This window comes from Apibacter adventoris (assembly GCF_002964965.1).
Lineage (GTDB): Bacteria > Bacteroidota > Bacteroidia > Flavobacteriales > Weeksellaceae > Apibacter > Apibacter adventoris.
On record NZ_PSZN01000004.1, the window covers coordinates 124126 to 145953 of the forward strand.

Annotated in this window: 28 protein-coding genes; 24 read left to right on the plus strand and 4 right to left on the minus strand. The window is 27.8% G+C overall.

Annotated elements, in window-relative coordinates; all coding sequences use genetic code 11:
• The first annotated feature begins 33 nt into the window (after nt 1-33).
• Nucleotides 34-2580 (plus strand): DUF5686 family protein, encoded by a 2547-nt coding sequence (locus tag C4S76_RS03070; protein ID WP_105192538.1) that lies wholly within the window; start codon nt 34-36, stop codon nt 2578-2580.
• A 67-nt stretch (nt 2581-2647) separates the two neighbouring features.
• Here the strand turns inward: C4S76_RS03070 and C4S76_RS03075 are convergent, their stop codons facing one another.
• Nucleotides 2648-3244 (minus strand): NUDIX hydrolase, encoded by a 597-nt coding sequence (locus C4S76_RS03075; RefSeq protein WP_105192540.1) that lies wholly within the window; start codon nt 3242-3244, stop codon nt 2648-2650.
• A 30-nt stretch (nt 3245-3274) separates the two neighbouring features.
• Between C4S76_RS03075 and C4S76_RS03080 the strand changes: the two genes are divergently transcribed.
• Nucleotides 3275-3664, plus strand: a complete 390-nt coding sequence (locus C4S76_RS03080; RefSeq protein WP_105192541.1) for an orotate phosphoribosyltransferase — start codon at nt 3275-3277, stop codon at nt 3662-3664.
• A gap of 562 nt (nt 3665-4226) precedes the next feature.
• Here C4S76_RS03080 and C4S76_RS03085 read toward each other — a convergent pair.
• Nucleotides 4227-4946, minus strand: coding sequence for a LexA family protein (locus C4S76_RS03085; protein WP_105192543.1), 720 nt, complete (start codon nt 4944-4946; stop codon nt 4227-4229).
• Nucleotides 4947-5036: 90 nt separating this feature from the next.
• Between C4S76_RS03085 and C4S76_RS03090 the strand changes: the two genes are divergently transcribed.
• The 7 genes from C4S76_RS03090 (at nt 5037) to C4S76_RS03120 (ending at nt 10754) form a co-directional block, all read left to right on the plus strand.
• Nucleotides 5037-5228 carry a hypothetical protein gene (locus C4S76_RS03090; protein ID WP_105192545.1) on the plus strand — a complete coding sequence of 64 codons (192 nt, stop codon included), beginning with the start codon at nt 5037-5039 and terminating at the stop codon, nt 5226-5228.
• A 1-nt stretch (nt 5229) separates the two neighbouring features.
• A complete protein-coding gene (locus tag C4S76_RS03095) occupies nt 5230-7290 on the plus strand; it encodes a hypothetical protein (RefSeq protein ID WP_105192547.1) in 2061 nt (686 codons plus the stop codon).
• A 36-nt stretch (nt 7291-7326) separates the two neighbouring features.
• Entirely contained in the window at nt 7327-8271 is a 945-nt protein-coding gene (locus C4S76_RS03100; RefSeq protein ID WP_181044042.1) for an AAA family ATPase, read from the plus strand.
• A gap of 5 nt (nt 8272-8276) precedes the next feature.
• A complete protein-coding gene (locus C4S76_RS03105; RefSeq protein WP_105192551.1) occupies nt 8277-8891 on the plus strand; it encodes an ATP-binding protein in 615 nt (204 codons plus the stop codon).
• Between the two features lie 116 nt (nt 8892-9007).
• A complete protein-coding gene (locus C4S76_RS03110; protein WP_105192553.1) occupies nt 9008-9475 on the plus strand; it encodes a hypothetical protein in 468 nt (155 codons plus the stop codon).
• 110 nt (nt 9476-9585) lie between these two features.
• Nucleotides 9586-9876 (plus strand): hypothetical protein, encoded by a 291-nt coding sequence (locus tag C4S76_RS03115; protein ID WP_105192555.1) that lies wholly within the window; start codon nt 9586-9588, stop codon nt 9874-9876.
• A 167-nt stretch (nt 9877-10043) separates the two neighbouring features.
• Nucleotides 10044-10754, plus strand: a complete 711-nt coding sequence (locus C4S76_RS03120) for a DUF3164 family protein (RefSeq protein WP_105192557.1) — start codon at nt 10044-10046, stop codon at nt 10752-10754.
• A gap of 144 nt (nt 10755-10898) precedes the next feature.
• Here C4S76_RS03120 and C4S76_RS11730 read toward each other — a convergent pair whose 3' ends face one another.
• Nucleotides 10899-11057: a hypothetical protein gene (locus tag C4S76_RS11730; RefSeq protein WP_181044043.1), complete on the minus strand. Its 159-nt coding sequence runs from the start codon at nt 11055-11057 to the stop codon at nt 10899-10901.
• A 248-nt stretch (nt 11058-11305) separates the two neighbouring features.
• Between C4S76_RS11730 and C4S76_RS03130 the strand changes: the two genes are divergently transcribed.
• Nucleotides 11306-11743 (plus strand): hypothetical protein, encoded by a 438-nt coding sequence (locus tag C4S76_RS03130; RefSeq protein ID WP_105192561.1) that lies wholly within the window; start codon nt 11306-11308, stop codon nt 11741-11743.
• Nucleotides 11744-12048: 305 nt separating this feature from the next.
• Complete coding sequence (locus C4S76_RS03135) at nt 12049-12294, plus strand: hypothetical protein (RefSeq protein WP_105192563.1); 246 nt, start codon at nt 12049-12051, stop codon at nt 12292-12294.
• On the opposite strand, the gene C4S76_RS03140 is transcribed toward C4S76_RS03135, so the two are convergent.
• Complete coding sequence (locus C4S76_RS03140) at nt 12291-12737, minus strand: hypothetical protein (protein WP_105192565.1); 447 nt, start codon at nt 12735-12737, stop codon at nt 12291-12293. The genes C4S76_RS03135 and C4S76_RS03140 overlap by 4 nt on opposite strands.
• A 703-nt stretch (nt 12738-13440) precedes the next feature.
• Here C4S76_RS03140 and C4S76_RS03145 point away from each other — a divergent pair.
• The 13 genes from C4S76_RS03145 (at nt 13441) to C4S76_RS03205 (ending at nt 21827) form a co-directional block, all read left to right on the plus strand.
• Nucleotides 13441-13845, plus strand: a complete 405-nt coding sequence (locus tag C4S76_RS03145; protein ID WP_105192567.1) for a DUF5675 family protein — start codon at nt 13441-13443, stop codon at nt 13843-13845.
• Entirely contained in the window at nt 13842-14324 is a 483-nt protein-coding gene (locus C4S76_RS03150) for a hypothetical protein (protein ID WP_105192569.1), read from the plus strand. Before C4S76_RS03145 ends, C4S76_RS03150 begins: the two co-directional genes overlap by 4 nt.
• Nucleotides 14325-14518: 194 nt before the next feature.
• Nucleotides 14519-15679, plus strand: a complete 1161-nt coding sequence (locus C4S76_RS03155; protein WP_105192571.1) for a DUF2586 family protein — start codon at nt 14519-14521, stop codon at nt 15677-15679.
• A gap of 10 nt (nt 15680-15689) precedes the next feature.
• Entirely contained in the window at nt 15690-16124 is a 435-nt protein-coding gene (locus C4S76_RS03160; RefSeq protein ID WP_105192573.1) for a hypothetical protein, read from the plus strand.
• A gap of 7 nt (nt 16125-16131) precedes the next feature.
• Nucleotides 16132-16524, plus strand: a complete 393-nt coding sequence (locus C4S76_RS03165) for a hypothetical protein (RefSeq protein ID WP_105192574.1) — start codon at nt 16132-16134, stop codon at nt 16522-16524.
• Between the two features lie 153 nt (nt 16525-16677).
• Nucleotides 16678-18492, plus strand: coding sequence for a tape measure protein (locus C4S76_RS03170; protein WP_105192575.1), 1815 nt, complete (start codon nt 16678-16680; stop codon nt 18490-18492).
• The gene (locus C4S76_RS03175) at nt 18492-19058 is read left to right on the plus strand and encodes a DUF6046 domain-containing protein (protein ID WP_105192576.1); all 567 of its coding nucleotides are present in this window, start codon (nt 18492-18494) and stop codon (nt 19056-19058) included. Before C4S76_RS03170 ends, C4S76_RS03175 begins: the two co-directional genes overlap by 1 nt.
• A 10-nt stretch (nt 19059-19068) precedes the next feature.
• Entirely contained in the window at nt 19069-20052 is a 984-nt protein-coding gene (locus C4S76_RS03180) for a hypothetical protein (protein ID WP_146105670.1), read from the plus strand.
• On the plus strand, nt 20042-20497 hold the full coding sequence (locus C4S76_RS03185; RefSeq protein WP_105192578.1) for a hypothetical protein: 456 nt from the start codon (nt 20042-20044) through the stop codon (nt 20495-20497). Before C4S76_RS03180 ends, C4S76_RS03185 begins: the two co-directional genes overlap by 11 nt.
• Nucleotides 20484-20702 carry a hypothetical protein gene (locus tag C4S76_RS03190; RefSeq protein ID WP_105192579.1) on the plus strand — a complete coding sequence of 73 codons (219 nt, stop codon included), beginning with the start codon at nt 20484-20486 and terminating at the stop codon, nt 20700-20702. The genes C4S76_RS03185 and C4S76_RS03190 overlap by 14 nt, the downstream gene beginning before the upstream one ends.
• Nucleotides 20699-20992, plus strand: coding sequence for a hypothetical protein (locus tag C4S76_RS03195; RefSeq protein WP_146105671.1), 294 nt, complete (start codon nt 20699-20701; stop codon nt 20990-20992). Before C4S76_RS03190 ends, C4S76_RS03195 begins: the two co-directional genes overlap by 4 nt.
• Nucleotides 20970-21284, plus strand: a complete 315-nt coding sequence (locus C4S76_RS03200; RefSeq protein ID WP_105192581.1) for a hypothetical protein — start codon at nt 20970-20972, stop codon at nt 21282-21284. Before C4S76_RS03195 ends, C4S76_RS03200 begins: the two co-directional genes overlap by 23 nt.
• Before the next feature lie 21 nt (nt 21285-21305).
• Nucleotides 21306-21827, plus strand: coding sequence for a hypothetical protein (locus C4S76_RS03205; protein ID WP_105192582.1), 522 nt, complete (start codon nt 21306-21308; stop codon nt 21825-21827).
• The last annotated feature ends 1 nt before the right edge of the window (nt 21828 follow it).

The following is a 21828-nucleotide window of genomic DNA, read 5'->3' on the forward strand; positions in this document are numbered from 1 at the left end:
AGAAAGTTTTTTTTAATTAAAATAAATTATTCAATGCCCAAAAAAATATTATTATTTTTATTGTTATTATCAGGTGTTTTGCTACATTCCCAAGTAAAAGTATCCGGGAAGCTTATATATTCGGATACAAAAAAGCCTATTGAAAATGCCGAAATTTTTTTAAAAGGAACGGATAGTTTTACTTCTTCTGATAAAAATGGATATTTTACCCTTCAATCTGAAAAAACTGTAGATTCTTTAGAGATAACAGTGAATGATTATACAAAAAATTTTTCTATCCATCCAGGAGAAAATGCAGATGTATTAATAGAATTTTCGACCCAAGAGACAATTCAAAAAAAAGATAAAAATGGTAAGACAATAAAAGAAGTAGTAATTAATGGCTTTCCACGCAAAAAATTACCCAAAAAAGAAAACCCTGCATATCGGATTTTACAAGAATTATGGAAAAGGCGAAGAACTAATGGACTTACGAATTTTAAAAATTATGAATATAAAGAGTATGAGAAAATAGAGTTTGACCTAAATAATATAGATAGTACATTTATAAGTAAAAAAATATTTCAAAAATTAAATATATCTACCCAAGACATAGATACCTTAGATATATCTGGGAAAACCTATATTCCGGTTTATTTAAATGAATCCATAACAAATATTGTGGGGCAGAATAAACCAAGTAAAAGAGAAAAAAGTTTTTTACGTGGAAATAAAGCTTATGGAGTAACGAATAATGAAGTAGTAGCTAATACAGTAAAAAATCTATATAAAGATGTAAATATATATGATAATGTTTTAAACTTTTTCAATAAGGGCTTTACAAGTCCTGTATCAACAATTGGTTTTTCGGTGTATGAGTATTTATTAACCGACACTGTAGATGTAGATGGAGTAGATTGTTATCATATTCGTTATAGACCTATAAGAAAATCAGAACTTACTTTTAAAGGAGATTTATACATTACCAAAGATACATATGCGGTGAAACAAGCTACATTACAGTCTACTTCGGGCATTAATGTAAATTTTGTTAAAGATATATATATGGAACTTAATTATGATATGATAAATGATTCTATTTTTATTCCGCTTCGTAATTATATAGTTTTAGATATGTCTTTATTATCTAAAAAAGAGGGAACAAAGGGTATGTTTGCAAAAAGGACACTTACATATAATGATTACAAATTTGATCAACCTCGTGAAGATATAGAAAAGTTATTAGACGAAAAATATGAGCCGGTTTCTTCGGGGGCTTATAATAAAGATGACGATTTTTGGGCACAAAATAGACCCGAACGTTTAGGTGAAGATGATATAAAAGCCAATCAATTAATAAATAAAATATCTAAAACCCGTTTGTTCAGAAATATAGTAGATGGGGTTCAAATATTATCTTCCGGATATGTAAATATTAAAAAGACAATTGATATTGGAAACCTCTATCAAACCGTAGGATTTAATAACATAGAAGGTTTTCGGTTAAGATTAGGAGCTCGAACTTATTTTGGACCTGACGACATGTGGCGTATAGAAGGGTATTCAGCATATGGATTTAAAGATCATCAATTTAAGTATGGAGGAGAGTTTCGTTGGTTGGTTAATAAATACAACCGTTTAACTTTCGGAATCGGAACAAAAAGAGATATAACACAATTAGGAGTTACTTTAACAGAAAATGAAGGTATAATGTCACGTTCCTTTGCCTCATCATCTATAATTTCTAGAGGAGATAATGATTATTTGAGTTCAGTAAACAAAACGAATGTATTTATCTCTATAAATCCATGGAAAAATGTACAGTTTAGATTGGATGGAACTTATCAATACATAAAATCCGGTGATTTGAGTAAATTTGATATAGGATATTATGACAAATCCGGTAATAAACGAGAAGATTTATACGATTCACATTTAACATTAAGCGTAGAAGCAAGACCGGGAGCTAAATATTCTCATTATGGATTGGACAGATACCAGCATACAAGTTTAGCCCCTACATTTATTTTAAAATATACCAAAGGCTTAAAAGGATTAATTAACAGTGATTTTTCATATGATAAATTACAATTTTTATATTCACAACCTATACTATGGGGGCCTATTGGAAAAACCAATGTAACTGTTGAATTTGGGAAATCATTTAACAGATTACCTATATCTTTACTAAATGTTGTTCCCGGTAACCAGTCTTACGGTATAATACCTAATACCTTTTCACAATTAGATTATTATGATTTTGTTACAGATACTTACTCTGCACTTCATATAGAACATCACTTTAACGGAAGATTATTTTCTTACGTTCCCTTGCTGAAAAAGTTACAATTGCGGGAAGTAGTTTTCTTTAGAGGAGCTTTAGGAGATATATCTGACGGTTCTAAAGCCATAAATGCTTCTAATATAATTTATAGAGCTCCTAAAAATGATATCTATTATGAATATGGTTTTGGAATTGAAAATATAGGGTTAGGAAATTTTAGATTTTTTAGAATAGATTTCAACTGGAGAGGAAATTATTTTGATATGCCTGATACCAATAATTTTGGAATAAAAGTTGGGCTACAGTTTACATTCTAATTTATAAAGAAGTAAAAAAGCATATAACATAAAATGTTATATGCTTTTTTTATTGATATAAAATAAATTAACCTTTATTTAATATATATTCATTAACCATATGTTTGATGTTCTCATAAGTATTATTCATTAAATCAGGTATTTGTTCTACAGAAAACCAATCTACTACCTCAATATTTTCTTCTTTTTGTGGAATCATATGAGTAGAATCGGAAAACATCGTAAACCAGTATACTACTTTTAAATAGTATTTTTTGTCAAAATATACATGATACGTGGTACAAAGAGGATTTTTTAAAGACAAATTATCTATAGCACATTCTTCTTCAACCTCTCTCAGAGCAGTTTGTTCATACGTTTCACCTTTTTCCACATGTCCTTTCGGAAGGTCCCATTTACCATTTCTTTTAATAAAAAGATATTCATGTTTGTTATTTTCAACAACACCACCGGCAGCATAAACAGGAGTTGCAAATTTTTGAAATTTTTTCCAAAGAAATTCCTCATCAAAATAGAAAATGTTTATAGCCTTTTTTTGGGAATGGAATAACATATCAAAAGCCATAGCAAATGTATTTTCTGTTTCATAAGGTATATTGACATAGCCCTTAATTTCATATTCACTAATAGTTAGAGGCTTTTCGTTGACAAAAATTTTGTACATTTGTTTTCAATTTTTTCAAAATTACAAAAAATGAATATAAAAGGAGAGAAAGTTACTTTAAATAAATCCACCGAAGAAATATATATGTTAGTGTCTGACCCTCAGGCATATAAGCAAATTATGCCTTCAGATATGGATAAATTTGAAGTAAATGATCAGGGATTTGTATTTGCATTAAAAGGAATGCCTGAGATAGCTCTTAAATTTAAAGAAAAAATACCTAATACGCGAGTTGTACTTACATCCGCAAAAGATTCCTTAACTTTTGATTTAAATGTTTTTATTGAAAAAATAACAGATAGTTCCTGTAGTGTGCAATTTACATTTGACGGAAAATTTAATATGTTTATTTCTGCTATGGTAGAAAAACCATTAAATAACTTTATTAAATCCTTAACAGAAGGTGTAGCGACTATATGAAAACATTTTATAATATATCCATAAATACAAATAATACTCAAATAAAATAATAAAAAGACTTGTAAACATGGATTTATAAATAGTTTTTTAAAAAAAAGATAGTTCGCTAATTTTAAATCAAAAAATATATATTAACATTATTTATAGAAAAATTTATTTATTTAATTCACCTATAAAATAAATATCCTTTTATAATATTTTTATAATCTAATAAACATTTATAATATTAGATATAAAGGTTTTACCTGTGTCTTCCAATAGAGAAAAAATATATTCATAAAATATCTTATTTATTATTTACCTCTCTTCATAAAAATTATATTCTTTTAAATAAACTATTATTTAATGCTTTGGAGAGTCGTTTGGGGATTCATTTGGGGATTCAAAAAAACATGTAATAAAAAAAAACTGATCAATATACTTTTAGTAAAATAGTATAATTTTTGTGCAAAAATGTAAAACTCATACCCCCACTATAGTATTATATAGATAAAAAACAAATAATTAAATAATTGATTTTCAGTATATTAATAATATTAGTAAAGAAAATTATTATAGAAATCTATATTTTCATTTTTCTAACAATTTGTAATACACTAAATAGCTGAACAACATTTTTCATTGATAATTCTATATCTTTATATAAAGGATTTAGAGAGTGTAAAGTAATGATACCTTTATTAACATCATGTTTAATAATTTTCTTTATTAATATTCCTTCATTTTTATGTACAATCACAAAATACCATTTGTCAAAAGGTAATTCATATTTCCAGAAAATATCATTAATTTCTGCAGAAATTAATATATCACCCTCTATTATACTTCTATCAGTACTATTTTCCATACTATTTCCATACATTTCAAAACCTAAGTATTTCCCATTTAGTTCTCTATCAGCAATTATAGGTATGGTTGGTAAAGTTTTTATATATTCAGGATTATTGAACCCAGTTATATATTCTGTATAAGAGTATTTACCAACTAAAGGAATTAATAATTTGTTTCTATCTGGTATAGATATAGATTCATTAAGGTTTTTGTTTTCATTTCTCAGCATTTCTCCTTTTCCAGTTAAAAGCCATTCAGAATTTATTTCAGTAAATTTATTTACAGTATTCTGTATAGGTATTAATCCAGCATTAGTTCTTTTTTTAGAAATTTCGTTTATTAAAGAACTGCTAATCCCTATTTTTTTAGCAAAATCATTATATGAATTAACTTTTTTAATAGAAAAGAGATATTCATAAACAATTAAAAATCTTACAGTTATATCTTTCAAAATATATTTATTTACATAAATTTGTAATATTATTTTTATATATACAGAATTCTGTATATATTTGCTTTATAATTAGAAACAAACAAAGCAATGGGTAAAAATAATCAAAAAAAAAATAAGTGGAACTCCTTAGTAATAAATAAATTATCAGAGAAATATGGATTTACTACTTATTATATACGTCAGTGCTTAAAAGGAGATCGTAATAGTCTTACTTCTGATACAATTAGAAAGGAATATAAAGAATTAGTTAAAGAAATAGAAAATACTTTAAATAAATAAAATGTACGAGTTTTATAATAATACATTATCTATACCAGCAAAAGTTCTTTATGAGGATTTAGGGATAATTACATATTATGACTATAAAAATTGGTGTAATCGAGGCAAACTTAATAAAATACGTACAGCTAGGGGGCTTGATAATTATGCTCTGTTAGATTTTGAAAAACTTCCAAATTCGATTAAGGACCTAGTAATAAAAAAATTTGGTAGACCACCATCTGAAAATAAATCTTTACTAGAAAAACAAATAAAAACAGATTTAGAAGCTGTGGAATTCTTTGCTTCATGGCAATTGCCGGATAATCGTTTTTTAGAAAAATCTGTACAAAAAGAATATAATATACAAGCTCAGATATTTAATGCTATACATTCTTTAATAAATATTCGACAAACGTCACGTAAAAAATTAAATCGACCAAAACAGAATGTACAAGAATTGTGGAAAGAGATAAGCAACTACTTGCAAAATCTCAATAAAACAACATATCCTCATTCTTTACCTATAAATCCGGTTTCTTTAAAAAGAAAATACATTCGTTATATAAAAGAAGGTTATCAAAGCCTTATTCATGCAAATTTTTGCAACCAACATTCTAAAAAGGTTAAAGATACTGAACAAGAAGCCTCTTTAAGGCAATTATTACGCAAGCACAATAACTTAGATAATGAACAAATTGCTACTATTTATAACATATTTGCAGATAAATGTGATTGGAAAAATATTTCGGCCTCAACAGTAAGAAATTATAGGGAAAAATGGGATTTAAACACTTTTGCCGGGCGCAGAGGGCAACAGACTTTTGACAATGTTAAAGCAATGACAGTAAAACGTAAAGCTCCAGTTTATCCTTTATATTATTGGACAATTGATGGTTGGGATGTAGAATTACTATATCAAAAAACCGAAATTACTCCTAAAGGAAAAGAAGTTACCACTTACCATAACCGTTTAACAGCCGTAATTGTATTAGATCCATGTGGAAAATACCCCATAGGCTATGCGATTGGAAATCATGAATCTACAGAACTGATAAAACAAGCAATCCGTAATGCTGTAAATCACACAGCCGAATTATTTGGTAGACGACATCGTGTATTACAAATACAATCCGATCGCTATGCTATAAAAAAATTAACTCCTTTATATAATGCCGTTACAGAAAATTATATTCCAGCAAAGGCGCATAACGCAAAAGCCAAAGTAATAGAACCATATTTTCTACGGTTAAACAAAAAATATTGTCAGTTAATGCCCAATTGGTCAGGATTTGGAGTTACTTCCAGAAAAGAAAAACAGCCGAATAGTGAAATGCTAAATAAAATACGCCATACATTTCCTGATGAAGAAATTTGCCGATTACAGATAGAGAAAATTATAGAAGCAGAAAGAGAAGTAGGGAAAGCAAAATATATTTCTGCATATGCTGAAATTCCATTAGAAAATCACAATTATATGTCAGACGAGGACTATTTATATTATTTAGGAGAAAGAACTGGATATACTAATAAACTTACTCATGAAGGTATTAAGGTAACTCTAAATAAGACTATTCAATATTATGATTGTTTTAATCCAGATTTTCGTATGTATGGACATCTTGACTGGACTATTGCTTATGATTCAAGTAATACTGATAAAGTATTAGCATACAGTAATGGAGGAGAGTTGCGGTTTATGTTAAATAAAAAATATTTACAGCCTATGTCATTGAAAGACCGAACTGATAACGATGTAGCAGAACTGATGAAAGTACAACAATTTAATAAATATTTAAATGGGAAAATAGCAGAGCAGACATATAAAGATGCTGAAATTGTGGAAGATTTATTTAAAAAAGAACCAGAACTTAACAACACACTATCAAAATTATTACTTACCGATAGTACAGGAAACCATAAGAATCAACGAAATAAACAACGTTTAAATACTTTAAACACTATGAAAAAAAATGAATTAAGGCAGAAAAAAAAACAAGAAAAAGAAAATGCAAATAAATGGAAATCCCAACAAGAAGCTTATTTGCGCGAAAAAGTAGATATAAATATGTATTTACAATAAAAAATGCCCATTTGTGGGAGCAATTTAAAACATATTATGAAAACAAAAGTAAAGAACCAAATTATTGCTGAATTAGAAAATTACCTATCAAAGCATAAATTATCAGCTAATGAATTTTCCAAAAAGGCTGAAATTAATCCAGGATATATATCTGCTATTAGAAATAGAAATGAAATTTCATCTATAGGTGGCAAAGAGGTAATAATATCAGATAAGTGGTATAAAAAAATAGCAGAATATATCGGTTTAGAATTAGAACAATCATATTGGAAACCATTACCTACAGATCAATTTAATCGGATCATAGCCACGTTACAAGATGCAAAAAAATATGGATACACAAATATAATTATCGGAAGTACAGGAAGTGGAAAAAGTTTTACTGTAGATATTTTTGTAAAACAAAACCCTATAGATGCATTTAAAATAACAGTAGGTTGTTCTGATACTATTGGAGATTTGATTGATAAGCTTATTGAGTCACTAAAAATACCAACTGCTAAAACAAAATCTAAAAAAATACGAGAAATTGTAAAAAAACTCAAACAACTAAAATATGAAGGTTTTACTCCAATTGTTTTATTTGATGAAGCAGAATATATGAAACAACCAGCATTATGCGCTATGAAAGAACTATATGACAATTTATTGGGGATTTGTTCTATTATTCTTATAGGTACAGACCAACTTATAAAAAACCTAGATAAACTTAGAAAAAAAAATAAAGAAGGAATTCCTCAATTATATCGTCGTATCAAATTCGGAATTCGTGTATTACCATCTATTGATAAAACATTTAAACAGTTTTTAAATGGTATTTCAGATGTCAGATTAATTCGTTTTATTCAACAAAATTGTGAGAATTATGGAGAATTACACGATGTATTAGTTCCAGCGATAAGAGAGTCCGAACGAATTGGTCAACCATTAACTGAAGATTTTGTAAGAATAGTTTTAGGAATTCCAAATTTAAATAAATAAAAATAATGGCAAGAGCATTATCTGCAAACGAATTAAGTAATAAGAAATACAGGCTTTTTGACTTTACAGGAAATTGGTTGAAAGCTTTTAATAAACCGGAAACAATCGGAGTATGGTTTATATGGGGTAATTCAGGTAGTGGAAAAACCACATTTACACTTCAATTAGTAAAATATCTATCTCAATTTGACAAAGTGCTTTATAATTCATTAGAAGAATCTACCTCATATACTATGAAATTAGCTTTTGATCGAGTAAACATGAGCGAGGTAGGAACGCGTGTACAACTATTACCCGCAGAACCTATAAATAAATTAATAACTCGTCTAGATAAAAGAGAAAGTCGCAAGATAGTAGTAATTGACAGTATTCAGTATGCACGATTAAATTATCCTAAGTATCAAGATTTTGTAGAAAGATATCCTAATAAGCTATTTATTTTCACTTCACAAGCAAAGGGAATGAATCCTATAGGCAGAACCGCAGAACAAATAATGTTTGACGCAGATCTTAAAATATGGGTAGAAGGGCATAAAGCTTTTTCTAAAGGAAGATATATAGGATCTACCGGTGATTATGTTATTTGGAATGAAGGGGTTGAAAAATACTGGGGAAAATAAACATTTAATAAAAATTAAAATAAACAATCAGATCTATGTCAAAAGAAAAAATAAATATTAAACATTTAAAGGTCTCATATTTTAAGGCTAAAAAATCTTAAATAAATAATCTAATCATGAAAATAAATAATACACAATATAATTTTTGCCGTTTAACCGGGATTACAGAAGAAACATATCAAATAAATCTCTTTGAAAGTGGTTGTTTATACGCAGAAAATTACTGGAAGAATTTACTTCCCGAAATAGAAAAACAAAAAACTGTAAAGATTATGCTTTCCCTAACTGAATATTGGTCTTGGTGGAAAACCCAATGGAATATTCGTACTCAAGAAGCATTTGGAATAACAGACATCAAAGAAGAAGAAAAAAAATTGTATTCCTTTGAAATAGAGGCATTAATAGAAGCTTTTTATGATACACATTGTGAAAACAGTTATACATACATTTACCCTAATGGGTTAGTAATGAAAGCATTAAAGCAAAAAATTTATGGAAACAGAACAATTTCCCCTAAACCAAAAACCATTAAAGGATTGGAGCGAAACAGAACTAGAAAATCGAGTGCATCAATTGAGTTTTGATCTATCTAATTTTTATGGAAAAGAAATTATTATTAAAGTTTATCTTCAGGCTGAGAGAGATAGAATACTAGAAGAATTAACTCGAAGAGATGAAATAAAAAAAAATAAACATGGCATTTTCTAAAGAATATTTAATAGAATTACTTACATATGATAGTGAAGAGAAACGATTTTTAAGTCTTGAAAATCGTTGTCTTATACATAAAGAAATAGCACGGCAATTAAACGGTAAAAAACCCTCTGATTTTAAAGATGAATTCCAAAAACTACTTATTATTCAATCAGTAGAAATAAAAGAATCCAGATGGGTATGCCCAGAAATCCGATATATTGAAGAAAATGGAATAATAAAAAAAAGAATTTTGAATGATAGAAATAAAAAAATAGTTTACAAAAAATAAATAATTAAAATAAATTATAAACATTTATCATGTCTTAATTAGTTTAAAATTTAGCATATAAATAAAACGTGAAAAATTATTCTATACGAAAATTTTAAAATTACTAAATATAGTAAAATATGATTTAAATAAAGTAAATAGATGAAGAAATAAAAATTTAAAATATAATGATACCAGAGAAATTATTTGAAAAACCAGCAGGACAATTAACAGATGCTGAGTTTGAAGCTTTGCACAAACAACGTAAAGCAAAAAAAGAAACGGATCGTAAAGCATATAAAGACTTAGTAAACGAGACGATACCAAATCTTGTAAATCGTTTAAAAGAGATATCTGATTTATTGAGAAAAGAAAAAAGGTTTATTTATGATTCATTGATAGATATTTTAAAATTAAAATTATCCATCTATGAAACACGAGAAAATAATCAATCTCATACCTTTACAACAGAGGATGGTTGGTCTATAACCATTGGTTATCGTATTATAGACGGATGGGATGATACAGTAAATACAGGAATTTCTAAAATAAATAAATTTATAGAGACATTATCCAAAGATGAAAATTCTGCAAAATTAGTAAAGGCTATAAACCATTTGTTAAAAAAAGATGCTAAAGGAAACTTAAAAGCTAATCGTGTTATTGAATTACAAGCATTAGCCGATGATTTTAATAATGAAAGTTTTACAGATGGAGTAGATATAATTAGAAAATCCTATTCCCCGCAACGTTCTGCATTTTTTATTGATTCTTGTTATACAGATAAAAATGGTGTAAAACAAAGTATTCCTTTATCCCTTACATCAGTAGATTTTCCACATGATTTTGATTTAAGTTTTTTAATAACAGAAAAAAAACTTAAACATGAAAAACTCTAAATAAATTTTCATAAACAAAATAGTTATTAACAGAATAACTACTAAAAGAAGAATTTTTAAAAGATATAAAAATAAAATAAACTAAAATATTTACCATATAATCAAGAAAAAGGTATAAAAAGATGCTCTAATAACTTTAACTTATTATTTAATCATGAAGAAAAATAACACATCAGCAGGAATCGGATTTCCTGGATTATTAACTATTGCATTTATAGTTTTAAAACTCACAAATGTTATTACTTGGTCTTGGTTCTGGGTTTTATCACCAATTGGGATTCCTTTAAGTATAATATTAATCATATTTTTAATAGCAGTATTAGTATACATAATAAAACATAATTAAGATATTGAATATATATATTTATTATAAAATTTATAAATAAATAGATGTTTAGATAGTATAAACTATATATTATTAATAAGAACTTAACACTAAAAGCTTAAATAGAATTTTATAACTGAAAAATCAAAACAAATCCAATAATTAATAAAAAGATAGATTTATAAAAGAGGTGGTTAATAAATCAAAATAAAATAAATAAATAGTTATGAAAAGAAATTTAATACAATATTTACAAATTAAACAAATATTTAATTTATTTCCATTTGAAATTAAAAAAGATAAAAATTTAAGGGCAGATTTTATTTCTCATTTTACTAATGAAAGGGTTAAAAGTGTAAAAGAACTGACAATAGAAGAAGCTATTAATTTAATAGCTTCATTAAAAGGAGATTATAGTTATTTTGGTTATTTTGATAAATATAACAAACAACATGCTCAAATCCTTAATATTTGTTATGATTTAGGTTGGACAATATACCAAAAAAAGGCAGGTAAATCAGTTCCCGATATAAAAGAACTAGGAACTTTTATTATTTCTAAAAAAAGCCCGGTAAGAAAACCTCTTAAACAAATGAAACCTAAAGAATGTAGTAAACTTATAACAGCATTAAAAGGTATATTAAAAAGTTCATATAAAAAATAAAACAATATAGAAGTATGATAATATTCTGGATGAACTTAAGCTAAAAGACCATTAATGAATAAAAAGCATTGAAAAATAATTAAGAATAACAATCTATAAGTATTAAAAAAATCTTGTGAATTCTATGTCAAAAAAGATATAATTTTTATATGAAAATAAGTTATAATATTATTTAATCACCCTTAGGGTTAGGCCTCTTTATTTTTTTAATCGAGAACAAAAATATTGGGAATTGAAATGTTAAAAATATAAATACTTGTAATAATTTCCAATATATCATATATTTGTAAGACAAAATTACAGATATGTCATTCAAGCCTAAAAATTCTAATACCTTTCGTAAAATTAAACTGGTTCAAGATATTATAAAAGAAAATTATGAACCTGGAAACCAGTCTAAAAGCCGCCGACGAATATTTCGTGATATTATCAGTAAACAAGTACCTATGAGTGAACGAACTTTCCGTAGGTATTTAGCTATTAATTTAGATGATTACAAAGAAGTTATACAACAATTACCCATACGTAGATATGAGTCACCTATACTCTAAAATTCCTCTTCATAGATGGTATTAAACACTAATTTTCTGATTTGAAACTTTAAGCCTTTTCGCTTTTTTGTTGAAGAACTTAAACGAATTAATGGCTGGAAATAATTTCCTTTCCAACCTTGTAAAGCCTTAATAAGTTGGTCTTCAATTTCAAACAACTCTAAAGTAACTTTTTGATCTGCTAAAGTATCTTCGTTATTTTGATCAAACAGATAGTTAAGCAATTTAAATTTTATTTTTACTTCGCCCAACTGAGATAATCCAGATTCTTGAGAATATTTTGTATTTGGAAAATCAATTAATAGTGTTGGAAACGATACATTAAGTTGCCAATTTTCTAATTTATACTGTCTAAAATCCTGCTCTATATTTTGTATCATAGGGACTTCTGATTTTATACGTTCTTTTAAATCAAGATATAACCTTGCAAAGAATGAGTTCATATATTAAATTTTAAAAAGTTTATCGATTTCTTGAGTTATTTTTTTGTTTAGATTTCAATGAATATCAGTTTGAATCAAGGAGATTGGTAAAACTTTATAATTCAATATTAAACAATTCATATTTCCAAACATGATTATTAATAAAGAATAAATTTTTATAATATTTCTTTTTCAACTGTATTCAATAAAAAATATTTTGTTAATACTATCATTCTTACTTTACCCTGAGAACTACTCTCAACCAATTAAAAACAATCAAATAAGGTTCATTTTTTATATTACAAGATTTTTTTGAATAAAACTTTAATAAAAAAAAGTAATAATGACGTTTCTATCACTTTTGAACCACTTTGTTTAATGCTTTAAAAAACTATAAAGGATTAAGTTAAAATAATGTCTTTCAAAACTATTTAACCTTGGGTAGTAATAAAAAAGAATACGACAAAATGTCACCATTTTTTTTTATTTCTGGGCATAGTTCAGAATTTTGCAGAATAAAATTTTCGACGAGATGTCATTAAAAAAAATAGAAAAAGAAATTTGTTTAACCTATAATTATATAATGTATTATGTATATAATTTAATAGACACAAAACAAAAACAGGTTAAATCGACTATCAATTTTTGTAAATGGCAGATTGAAGACGTAGAGATAGAAAACAATTTATTTCAATAGTTTGAACAGCATAATAACTATTTTAAGATGAAAGCGATATTAACAAGAAGAAAATTTGATAAGGTTCAAACATTAGGTGATTTAGCTCTTTATAATGATTCTGAAATTAAAATATTTCAATGTAAAACCTTAGAGCTTCCCTGGAAAAATAATAGAAAATCCATTTCTTGTATTCCTGTCGGAATTTATGAAGCTGTTCCTAGAACAACACCCCAGAGAGGAAAACATTATCATATAGTTCCTACTGAACCTAGGCAATGGATTCTTATTCATGCAGGAAATTTTTATACTGATATTAAAGGATGTATCCTTATAGGAGACTCTTATTCAGATATCAACAAAGATGGATATTTAGATATACTAAATTCACGTATAACTTTAAAAAAATTAATCGAATTAGCCCCTAAAGGTTTTACGATTGAAATAAAATGAAAAAAATAAATTTTTTCATAGTAGTAGTTATAGTAATAGTTTTTTCCGGTTGCAGGAGTCCAAAACCTGTAATCGGTTTTAAAACTATACATGACACTATTACTTGTGAAAAACTTATTACCTATAGAGATACAATTTTGGTTACCGAAAAAGCTAAAGTAACACTAGTTACAGATTGCAATAATCTTTCAGAAAATCCAAAATTCAAACAAAATAAGAATGCGAAGCTAAGTTTATCTAAATCTCCAGAAGGTAAATTAACTGTAAAATGTGAATGTGACACATTGACAATTAAAGCTAAATTAAAAGACGAATTACAAAAAGAAATACAAACCAAAGTCAGATTTGAAACCTATATTCAAAAAGAAAAATATGTACCTGAAAATATTAAATTATTAGCCTCTATAGGAGAAATATTAATAATACTGGTTTTGGGAAGTGTAATTATAATTATTTATAAAAAAATTAAACATAAATGACAACATCAGAATTAAAAAAATATGGAAAAACCACTGGAATATTTAAAATCAGTAGTTACTATCATATTTAAAAAAATAACTCAAATAGACAGATTATAAAAAGTGAAAAAATAAAAAAAGCTTTTGAAATTGAGAGAGAAACAAAAAATATAAAAATAATAAAAAATAGAAAATAAATTAAAAAAATAAATCTTATGCCATTTCCTAATATTTCAGCAACAATACAATCTAATAATTTACTTAGAAGTATTACCGTAACTGATGGTCGAGGAGCATTAGCGGTAACTGTTAATACTCCTGGTTTATCAGAAGTAGTTACAACAGTATACAATTTACAAGATGCAGTACAAAAAGGGTTTACTGCTTCTGACGAACCATCTGCATATAAACATATTTCAGAATTTTACCAAGAATTAGGTGGAAATATGCAGTTAGAAATCATTGGTTACTCACCCGATACAACTATGAATGAATTTGTAAATGCATCCAATGAAAACGGATTATACAAATTATTGAATCAAAAAGATGTTAATCTGGTAGGAATAACACGTCAACCAAAATCAGATTATAATCCGGGAACAAGTTTTTTTGATACAGATGTAAAAAATACTGTTTTAGGCAGTCGCCCAATTGCTGAAGCTTTTCAGAGAAAAAATAAACCTTTCCGAATGTTGTTAGAAGGTAGAATTGCTCAAGAGGATGCTCAAAATGATTTTAAAGCAAATGAATCCAATAATAATTATATCGGAGTGGTCTTAGGAAGTTCAAATCCAGATAAAGGAGCTTCTGTAGGTATAGCTTTAGCTCGTGCGGTTAAATATCCTGCACATGTTAAGTTAGGAGCCGGAACCAATGGGGCATTAAGCCTTGCCCAGATTTACATCGGGACCAAACCTATAAGCGAACGGTTAGATATGGAAACTTTACATGATTCAGGACTAATTACTTTTTATAATCCATCAGGAACAGCAGGATATTATTTCGGTGTAGATAATATGGCGTCTAAAGACGATTTAAAAATATTAGCTAACGGACGAATAATAGATAAAGCCCAACGAATAACTGCTGAAACTTTAATTCCATTTTTAGAAGGAAATATACAATTAGAATCAGACGGAAGCCTTAACGCTGCAGACATAGCCCATATTGAAGATACTATAAAATCAGAAATTGAGAATAATATGGGAACCCAAATATCCAATTTTGATGTATTGATTCCAAATGGACTGAACGAGGCCGGCAAACCTGTTCAGGATATAGTGAATACTTCTACATTGTATATAGAAGAAAAAATACAGCCTCTTGGATATATGACTTGGATAAAATTTACTTTAGGTTTAACAGTAAAACTATAAACATAGAATTATGAAATTACAAACATCAGAATGTGCCTGGATGGATTTTAATTTAAATATCCTGGGACGAAAAATAAAAGGACTTAGAGGGTTTTCTTTTAATAATGAAGACGAAAATGAATTAATATACGGAGCAGGTAATAAACCATTAGATATTCAGTCAGGAAATACCAAATCGGAAGGGAATATTAAAATATTAGGTTTTGAACTTGACGAGTTAATTAGAATAGTCCAAAAATTTGGTTATGCAAGAATTCAAGATGTACCTCAAGAAAATATTGTTATTACAGGTACTTTTAAAAAAGAAAAAAATGGCCCTTTAAGAATTGTTACTGCAAGAGGAGTGAAATTTTCTAAAGTAGAATTGGCCATGGAACAAGGAGCCAAAATGATGGAAGTAACCCTACCTTTTTTAGCTATTGACATAACCACTAAAATTATATAAAAAAAACATGAAAAAAACTAGAAATAACTCAGAGGAAAGCCAAACAGAAACAGTTGAAATCGACAACAAACAACGAATCGAAAGCCGATTTGGAATTGAACAAATAAAAAAATGGAAGTTAGCTTTTAAAAATAAACCGTTAAATTACATTTTAGTTGAAGATAAAATGGCTGCTTTACGCCCGATTACCTCAGAAGATGTAGCTAGTTATACCGCTGCCCTTACAGATCAGTCTGAGGGATTAGACAAAGCTTTTGTAAATTCTGCTCGTATTTTATTAAATGAATTATGGTTAGATGGAGATAATGAACTGAAAGATGAAGACGATTATTTTTCATCTGTAATGCTACAAATACAAGGAATTATAGAGGTAAAAAAAACGATTGTTTTAAAATTCTAAAATCAGGAGAAAAAGATAAAAGCATAGAATCTATTCGAGTTTTTGGTTTAATGGCTTTCGGAGCTGAATCCGCAAAATGGGATGATGAAATATTTTATTACCGTACCGGAGTCGCTTTAGAATGGTGGAAAAAAGGTGTAAAAATATAAAAGTATGAACGTTGTAAACTATGATATAAAAGTAAGAGATTTTGCTACTTCAACGATAGTAAAATTTGCTAATTCTATACATCAGACAACAGTAACTGTAAATGCTTTAAAATATCAATTTCAGGATTTTGCACAGAAATCTACATTATATACCGACCGTTTAACTGGACATAATAAAATTTTGTCTATGAGCTATAAAGAGCTACAGATATCAATTAAACGAGTAGAAAATGTAGCTGCAACATCCAAAGTTCCTTTAACAATTGCGGCAGCCCGTAAAGAATTAGAATCTTTGTCACGGCAGTCTAATAAAATAAAGGGAGCAGACAAATCCGCACCATCTAAAAAAGGAGGATCTTCAGGTGGAGGATTAAAAAATATGCTTGGGGGAGTTAAAAAGATATTAGGAGCAGTAGGAGTATCATTGGATGTTGGAGATATTGTCTCTGCAGGGTTTAATTTAATATCAGATTCCATCAGTAAAAGCTTTGAACGTCAGAAAATCCAATCTTCTTTTAATATCTTGGCAGGAAGTAAAAATAGTGGAGAAAAATTAACGGCAGATTTAGTAAAACTTCAAAAGAATTCTGTATTGGGTCCAGAAGTATTTCAAAATGCTCAAAACATGTTAGGACATGGAATTAAAGCAGAAGATATAGCTCCAAATATGAAAATGTTAGGAGACGTATCTATGGGAGATACACAAAAACTCAATAGTTTAACCCAAGCTTTTTCTCAATTATATACTGCAGGCAAATTAACTAGTGATGGATTATCAGAATTTATAAATGCAGGATTTGATCCACTTGAGGTTATGGCTGAAAGAACAGGGAAAAGTATCAGTCAATTAACAAGAGATGTTGATGAAGGTAAAATTTCCTTTGAAGATATAAAACAATCATTTATAGACGCAACTTCTGAAGGTGGACGTTTTGCTGATGCGATGGAACAAATTGCTGAAACTCCTGCAGGAAAAGTACAACAATTAGAAAATGCCTGGGATGAACTGAAAACAAAAGCTGGAGATTCCTTTATGCCTTTAATTACCAATGCTTTAGAATTTGCCAATTTAATTTTACCATTTATAGAAAGTGGTATTTCTCCTTTGGAAGATGGAATTAAAAAAGTATCTGAATGGATGTCTGGCTTGAAAGATGATACAGGAGGATTTAAGGATTATATAGATATTGTTGCTCAATTTTTCAATGAATCTATTGTTCCATTATCAAATAAATTATTTGGAACAATTTCTAATATTGTAATAAAACTAGCTAATTTTATTAAAAATTCTGAATTTCTAAAAGATATATTTGCTTTAGTATACAAGTTCTACGGATTCATTGCAAAAGGAATTGAAGGTTTATTAAGTGCCTTGCAATGGTTATTTGATAAAATATTTATGCCTGTAATTAATAAGTTAGAAGAAGCTTATCGTTTTGTAAAAAAATTGATTTTTGGGGAGGATAGTGTTAAGGTCAATAGTAAATTTTCATTAGATTTTAATTCTAAACCTAAGTTACCAAATCCAGAAGAAGTCAACAAAAAAGAAAAAGAAGACAAAAAAGAAAATAAAGAATTTACTAATTCGATAAAAAATCTTGTAAATCATACAACTTCTAATTCAAATAGGTCTATAAAAGCTAAAGAAGATATTATCAGTAATAAACAACAGGTAGTTAATATTCATGTTGGTAAATTTTTAGATTCTATTAACCTAAACTCTGTAAATATACAAGAAGGAACGGCAGATATTGAAAAAATTTTTATGGAAATGTTCGCACGAGTACTTGTTGGTACAACTAATGATGCTTTATCATAATGAAACAAACATTTGATTTATATAAACAATATTTTGGGGTAACCCAATCAGATCTTGATGTAGGAAAGGTGATGAATGGAATGTCACCAGCACATCAAGCCATCCCTACAACAGATAAAGGAATAGAACTAATTAAATATTACAACGGACGTGAAGTTTTTTTGCCAATTCAGCTTTTTACAAATAATGGTCTATGTTTAGATTTATATTTATGTACAGTACGAATTAGTTCCCAAAAAACAATTATACGTACACAAGTTTCAGAACGTAAAGGAACAATTAAAGAAAAATTTAACATAGGCGACTATATCATAAACATCAAAGGAATGCTGGTAGGAGAAAACCAAAGTTTTCCGGACAAAGAAATATTAAAATTAAAAGAATTGTATGAAACTACCGACTCTGTAGAATTATATTGCGCTTTAACTGAATTATTTATGACTGGTTCCCGAAAGATAGTTATTAATTCATTAGAATTTCCCGAAGTAGAAGGCAAAGGCTATAATATGAGGCCTTTTACATTAGAATGTGAAACTGATTTTGTAGATACCTTAATACAGATTTGATATGTTTAATATGACATCAGATATTATAATTGGTAAATATAATGTAAAACCTACTTCTGTAAAATGGAAAACTTCAGTTTTATCAGCCTCAAATACTTGCACAATCAGTTTACCGAAAAGTATTTATCTTGTTAGTAATCTTACAGATGAGACAAAAGAAATAAATGAAAAGAAAAAGCAAAATATAGTTTTTACAGAAGGAGATAATGTAATTCTAAAACTAGGATATAATAAACGAGATGAAATTAGATTTACAGGATTTATAAAAACAATTACTGTAACAGATGCTTTAGAACTGGAGTGTGAAGGATATAGCTATAAGTTGCCAAAAGTATTTAATGCTAGTTATAAATCTGTAACTCTTAAAAAATTATTATTAGATGTAACTAAAGGAACAGATATACAAATTTCAGATAAAATACCAGAAGTAGTATTAAAAAACGTACGTTTTAAAAATTACACCGGTTGGCAGGTATTAGAATATTTGCAAAAGGAAATTCACCTTACACCATTTTTCGATAATGAAATACTATATGTAGGTACTCGTTTTGGATATAGAAACAAAGACCAAGAACCAATAAAATTGCAGATAGGATGGAATACTGTAGAAGATAAAGAATTAAAAAAACGTAAAACTGAAAAAAATGTAAAAATTACTCTTGTAGAAAAGAATAGTAAAGGACAAGTAAAGAAAATTAAGAGTGACGAAAAAAAATATAACGAAACCAAAGAGGTAAAGATAAAATCAGGCATCAATGAAGAAATACAAAAACAGATTGCTAATGAAATGCAAACCTCAGAAAACTATTCCGGATACCAGGGCTCTATTACATGTTTTTTAGAACCCTATATAAATAAATCCGATGTAGTAGAAATTATAGATAAGCGATTTCCAGAACGCGAAGGATTATTTTTTGTAGAAACAATAGAAGGTTCGTATGATAGCAGTGGCGGAAGGCAAAAAATAACATTAAATTATTTTTATGGCAAATAAATTCGATGAATATGAGATAAGAAAGCGGTTGGAAAGCCTGGCAGGAAAATTTGCACCCTTCGTTACAAACATAGCCCGAGTTAAGGACGTAGATACTAACGAATGTACTTGTATCCTTATAGATGAAGATGGACAAGAATTTTATGATGTTCGTTTGCGACCAATTACCGGAGGAAATAATGGCTTTTTACAAGTACCAGAAATTAATAGCTTAGTATTAGCAGTTCGGATTGAAAATGGAGACGAGTGGATGGTTGTTGCATGTGATAAAATTAATTCTGTTCAGATAAAAATAGGAAACGAAAACATGATTACTTTAATAAATGATTTTGTAGATGCTATACGGAATATGAGTTTTACTACAAATACAGGGTGTACCATTAAGTTAATTAACGATTTTCAATTTATAGAACTAAAAAAAAGAATAAATAATGTCATTAGATAAAGATCGATTAAAGACAAAAATAAAATCTGCTTTTAAGTTTGAACAAACTGAAGAAAAAAATGCAAATGATTCTTTGGAAAGAATAAGTGAAAAATTAGCAAAAGCGATTGTAGAAGAAATAAAAGAAATTACCATTACCTATAATGGAGGGTTAAGAGCTAACTCTAGTACGGTTGCAGGAATTTTTAAAAATACGATATCATGATGCAAGATTTTTTTTTAAGTGAAAATTATGATATGAAAATTGAAAATGGAGATTTTGTTGTCGAGGATACAGATGCTCAAAATCAATTATTATTATTAATGTCAGCTAAAGGAGATTTTGCTGAATACCCAGAAAATTGTGTTGGTGCCAAACGTTATTTAGAATCAGCAGATACTTCGGTATTAGCACGAGAAATAGACCAGGAATTTACCCTGGATGGAATGAATGTAAGGAAAATTACAATTAATATACCTAACGTAAGTGTAGATGCAAACTACAAGAAAAATTAAAGTATTAGTAGGGCAAAGTCTTATAAATATTGCTTGCCAGTATTGCGGAACAGCAGAAGCTATGCCGGAAATTGCCCGAATTAATGAAATAGAATATACCCAAGATTTACTCCCAGGCATGGAGTTAAAAATACCAGAAAAACCGGAGTATGTAGATAAAAGTATTGCTAAATACTTTGAAAATAGAGCTTTATACCCAGCTACTACAATATCCGATAAATATATAAACGACTTAATAAATGACCAAGGAATTGGTGAAATGATTATAAATCAAACATTTGTGGTAAGATAATTAATTTAATTATTTGAAAAAATGATAAGTATATTAACAACAACCGCCAAAATAAATAAATTATATTTAATGACCACAGGTTTTATATCTATGATTTTATCATATCTTACATCTTTAAAAATGGCATTATTAGCTTTTGCTATAATAACCATTTTAGATACCATTACACGAATCAATGCAGAAGCAAAAAAGCAAAAATTAAAATTTAACCCTTTAAAAAAATATTTTTATCGACAAATAAAATCGAAAGGATTGCGATTAATGTGTGATAAAATATTTACAGAATATGGTATTTATATGATCATAGCTTTTGTTATAGATTATTTTATTTTAGACCAAATGGTTTTATTCAATTTCAACAATCGAGGATTAACACTTACAATAATTGCTCTTTATATTTTTTCAGGAATAGAAATATGGAGTCTTGGAGAAAATATAGAAGACGCAGGAGGAATAAATATTATTAAAAAAGTATTGTGTTTATTGCCTGAGAAATATCAAAAAATATTTAATTCTGAAGAAGTAACACAAAATAAAAATTAAG

What these genes read in the sequence shown, in the direction of transcription:
- C4S76_RS03195 (WP_146105671.1), top strand. Translation starts at nt 20,699, where the DNA reads ATGATGCAAGATTTTTTTTTAAGTGAAAATTATGATATGAAAATTGAA.
- C4S76_RS03120 (WP_105192557.1), top strand. Translation starts at nt 10,044, where the DNA reads ATGATACCAGAGAAATTATTTGAAAAACCAGCAGGACAATTAACAGAT.
- C4S76_RS03155 (WP_105192571.1), top strand. Translation starts at nt 14,519, where the DNA reads ATGCCATTTCCTAATATTTCAGCAACAATACAATCTAATAATTTACTT.
- C4S76_RS03135 (WP_105192563.1), top strand. Translation starts at nt 12,049, where the DNA reads ATGTCATTCAAGCCTAAAAATTCTAATACCTTTCGTAAAATTAAACTG.
- C4S76_RS03105 (WP_105192551.1), top strand. Translation starts at nt 8,277, where the DNA reads ATGGCAAGAGCATTATCTGCAAACGAATTAAGTAATAAGAAATACAGG.
- C4S76_RS11730 (WP_181044043.1), bottom strand. Translation starts at nt 11,057, where the DNA reads ATGATTAATATTATACTTAAAGGAATCCCAATTGGTGATAAAACCCAG.
- C4S76_RS03090 (WP_105192545.1), top strand. Translation starts at nt 5,037, where the DNA reads ATGGGTAAAAATAATCAAAAAAAAAATAAGTGGAACTCCTTAGTAATA.
- C4S76_RS03190 (WP_105192579.1), top strand. Translation starts at nt 20,484, where the DNA reads ATGTCATTAGATAAAGATCGATTAAAGACAAAAATAAAATCTGCTTTT.
- C4S76_RS03080 (WP_105192541.1), top strand. Translation starts at nt 3,275, where the DNA reads ATGAATATAAAAGGAGAGAAAGTTACTTTAAATAAATCCACCGAAGAA.
- C4S76_RS03130 (WP_105192561.1), top strand. Translation starts at nt 11,306, where the DNA reads ATGAAAAGAAATTTAATACAATATTTACAAATTAAACAAATATTTAAT.
- C4S76_RS03170 (WP_105192575.1), top strand. Translation starts at nt 16,678, where the DNA reads ATGAACGTTGTAAACTATGATATAAAAGTAAGAGATTTTGCTACTTCA.
- C4S76_RS03180 (WP_146105670.1), top strand. Translation starts at nt 19,069, where the DNA reads ATGACATCAGATATTATAATTGGTAAATATAATGTAAAACCTACTTCT.
- C4S76_RS03115 (WP_105192555.1), top strand. Translation starts at nt 9,586, where the DNA reads ATGGCATTTTCTAAAGAATATTTAATAGAATTACTTACATATGATAGT.
- C4S76_RS03165 (WP_105192574.1), top strand. Translation starts at nt 16,132, where the DNA reads ATGAAAAAAACTAGAAATAACTCAGAGGAAAGCCAAACAGAAACAGTT.
- C4S76_RS03205 (WP_105192582.1), top strand. Translation starts at nt 21,306, where the DNA reads ATGATAAGTATATTAACAACAACCGCCAAAATAAATAAATTATATTTA.
- C4S76_RS03075 (WP_105192540.1), bottom strand. Translation starts at nt 3,244, where the DNA reads ATGTACAAAATTTTTGTCAACGAAAAGCCTCTAACTATTAGTGAATAT.
- C4S76_RS03185 (WP_105192578.1), top strand. Translation starts at nt 20,042, where the DNA reads ATGGCAAATAAATTCGATGAATATGAGATAAGAAAGCGGTTGGAAAGC.
- C4S76_RS03150 (WP_105192569.1), top strand. Translation starts at nt 13,842, where the DNA reads ATGAAAAAAATAAATTTTTTCATAGTAGTAGTTATAGTAATAGTTTTT.
- C4S76_RS03100 (WP_181044042.1), top strand. Translation starts at nt 7,327, where the DNA reads ATGAAAACAAAAGTAAAGAACCAAATTATTGCTGAATTAGAAAATTAC.
- C4S76_RS03140 (WP_105192565.1), bottom strand. Translation starts at nt 12,737, where the DNA reads ATGAACTCATTCTTTGCAAGGTTATATCTTGATTTAAAAGAACGTATA.
- C4S76_RS03200 (WP_105192581.1), top strand. Translation starts at nt 20,970, where the DNA reads ATGCAAACTACAAGAAAAATTAAAGTATTAGTAGGGCAAAGTCTTATA.
- C4S76_RS03160 (WP_105192573.1), top strand. Translation starts at nt 15,690, where the DNA reads ATGAAATTACAAACATCAGAATGTGCCTGGATGGATTTTAATTTAAAT.
- C4S76_RS03145 (WP_105192567.1), top strand. Translation starts at nt 13,441, where the DNA reads ATGAAAGCGATATTAACAAGAAGAAAATTTGATAAGGTTCAAACATTA.
- C4S76_RS03110 (WP_105192553.1), top strand. Translation starts at nt 9,008, where the DNA reads ATGAAAATAAATAATACACAATATAATTTTTGCCGTTTAACCGGGATT.
- C4S76_RS03070 (WP_105192538.1), top strand. Translation starts at nt 34, where the DNA reads ATGCCCAAAAAAATATTATTATTTTTATTGTTATTATCAGGTGTTTTG.
- C4S76_RS03095 (WP_105192547.1), top strand. Translation starts at nt 5,230, where the DNA reads ATGTACGAGTTTTATAATAATACATTATCTATACCAGCAAAAGTTCTT.
- C4S76_RS03175 (WP_105192576.1), top strand. Translation starts at nt 18,492, where the DNA reads ATGAAACAAACATTTGATTTATATAAACAATATTTTGGGGTAACCCAA.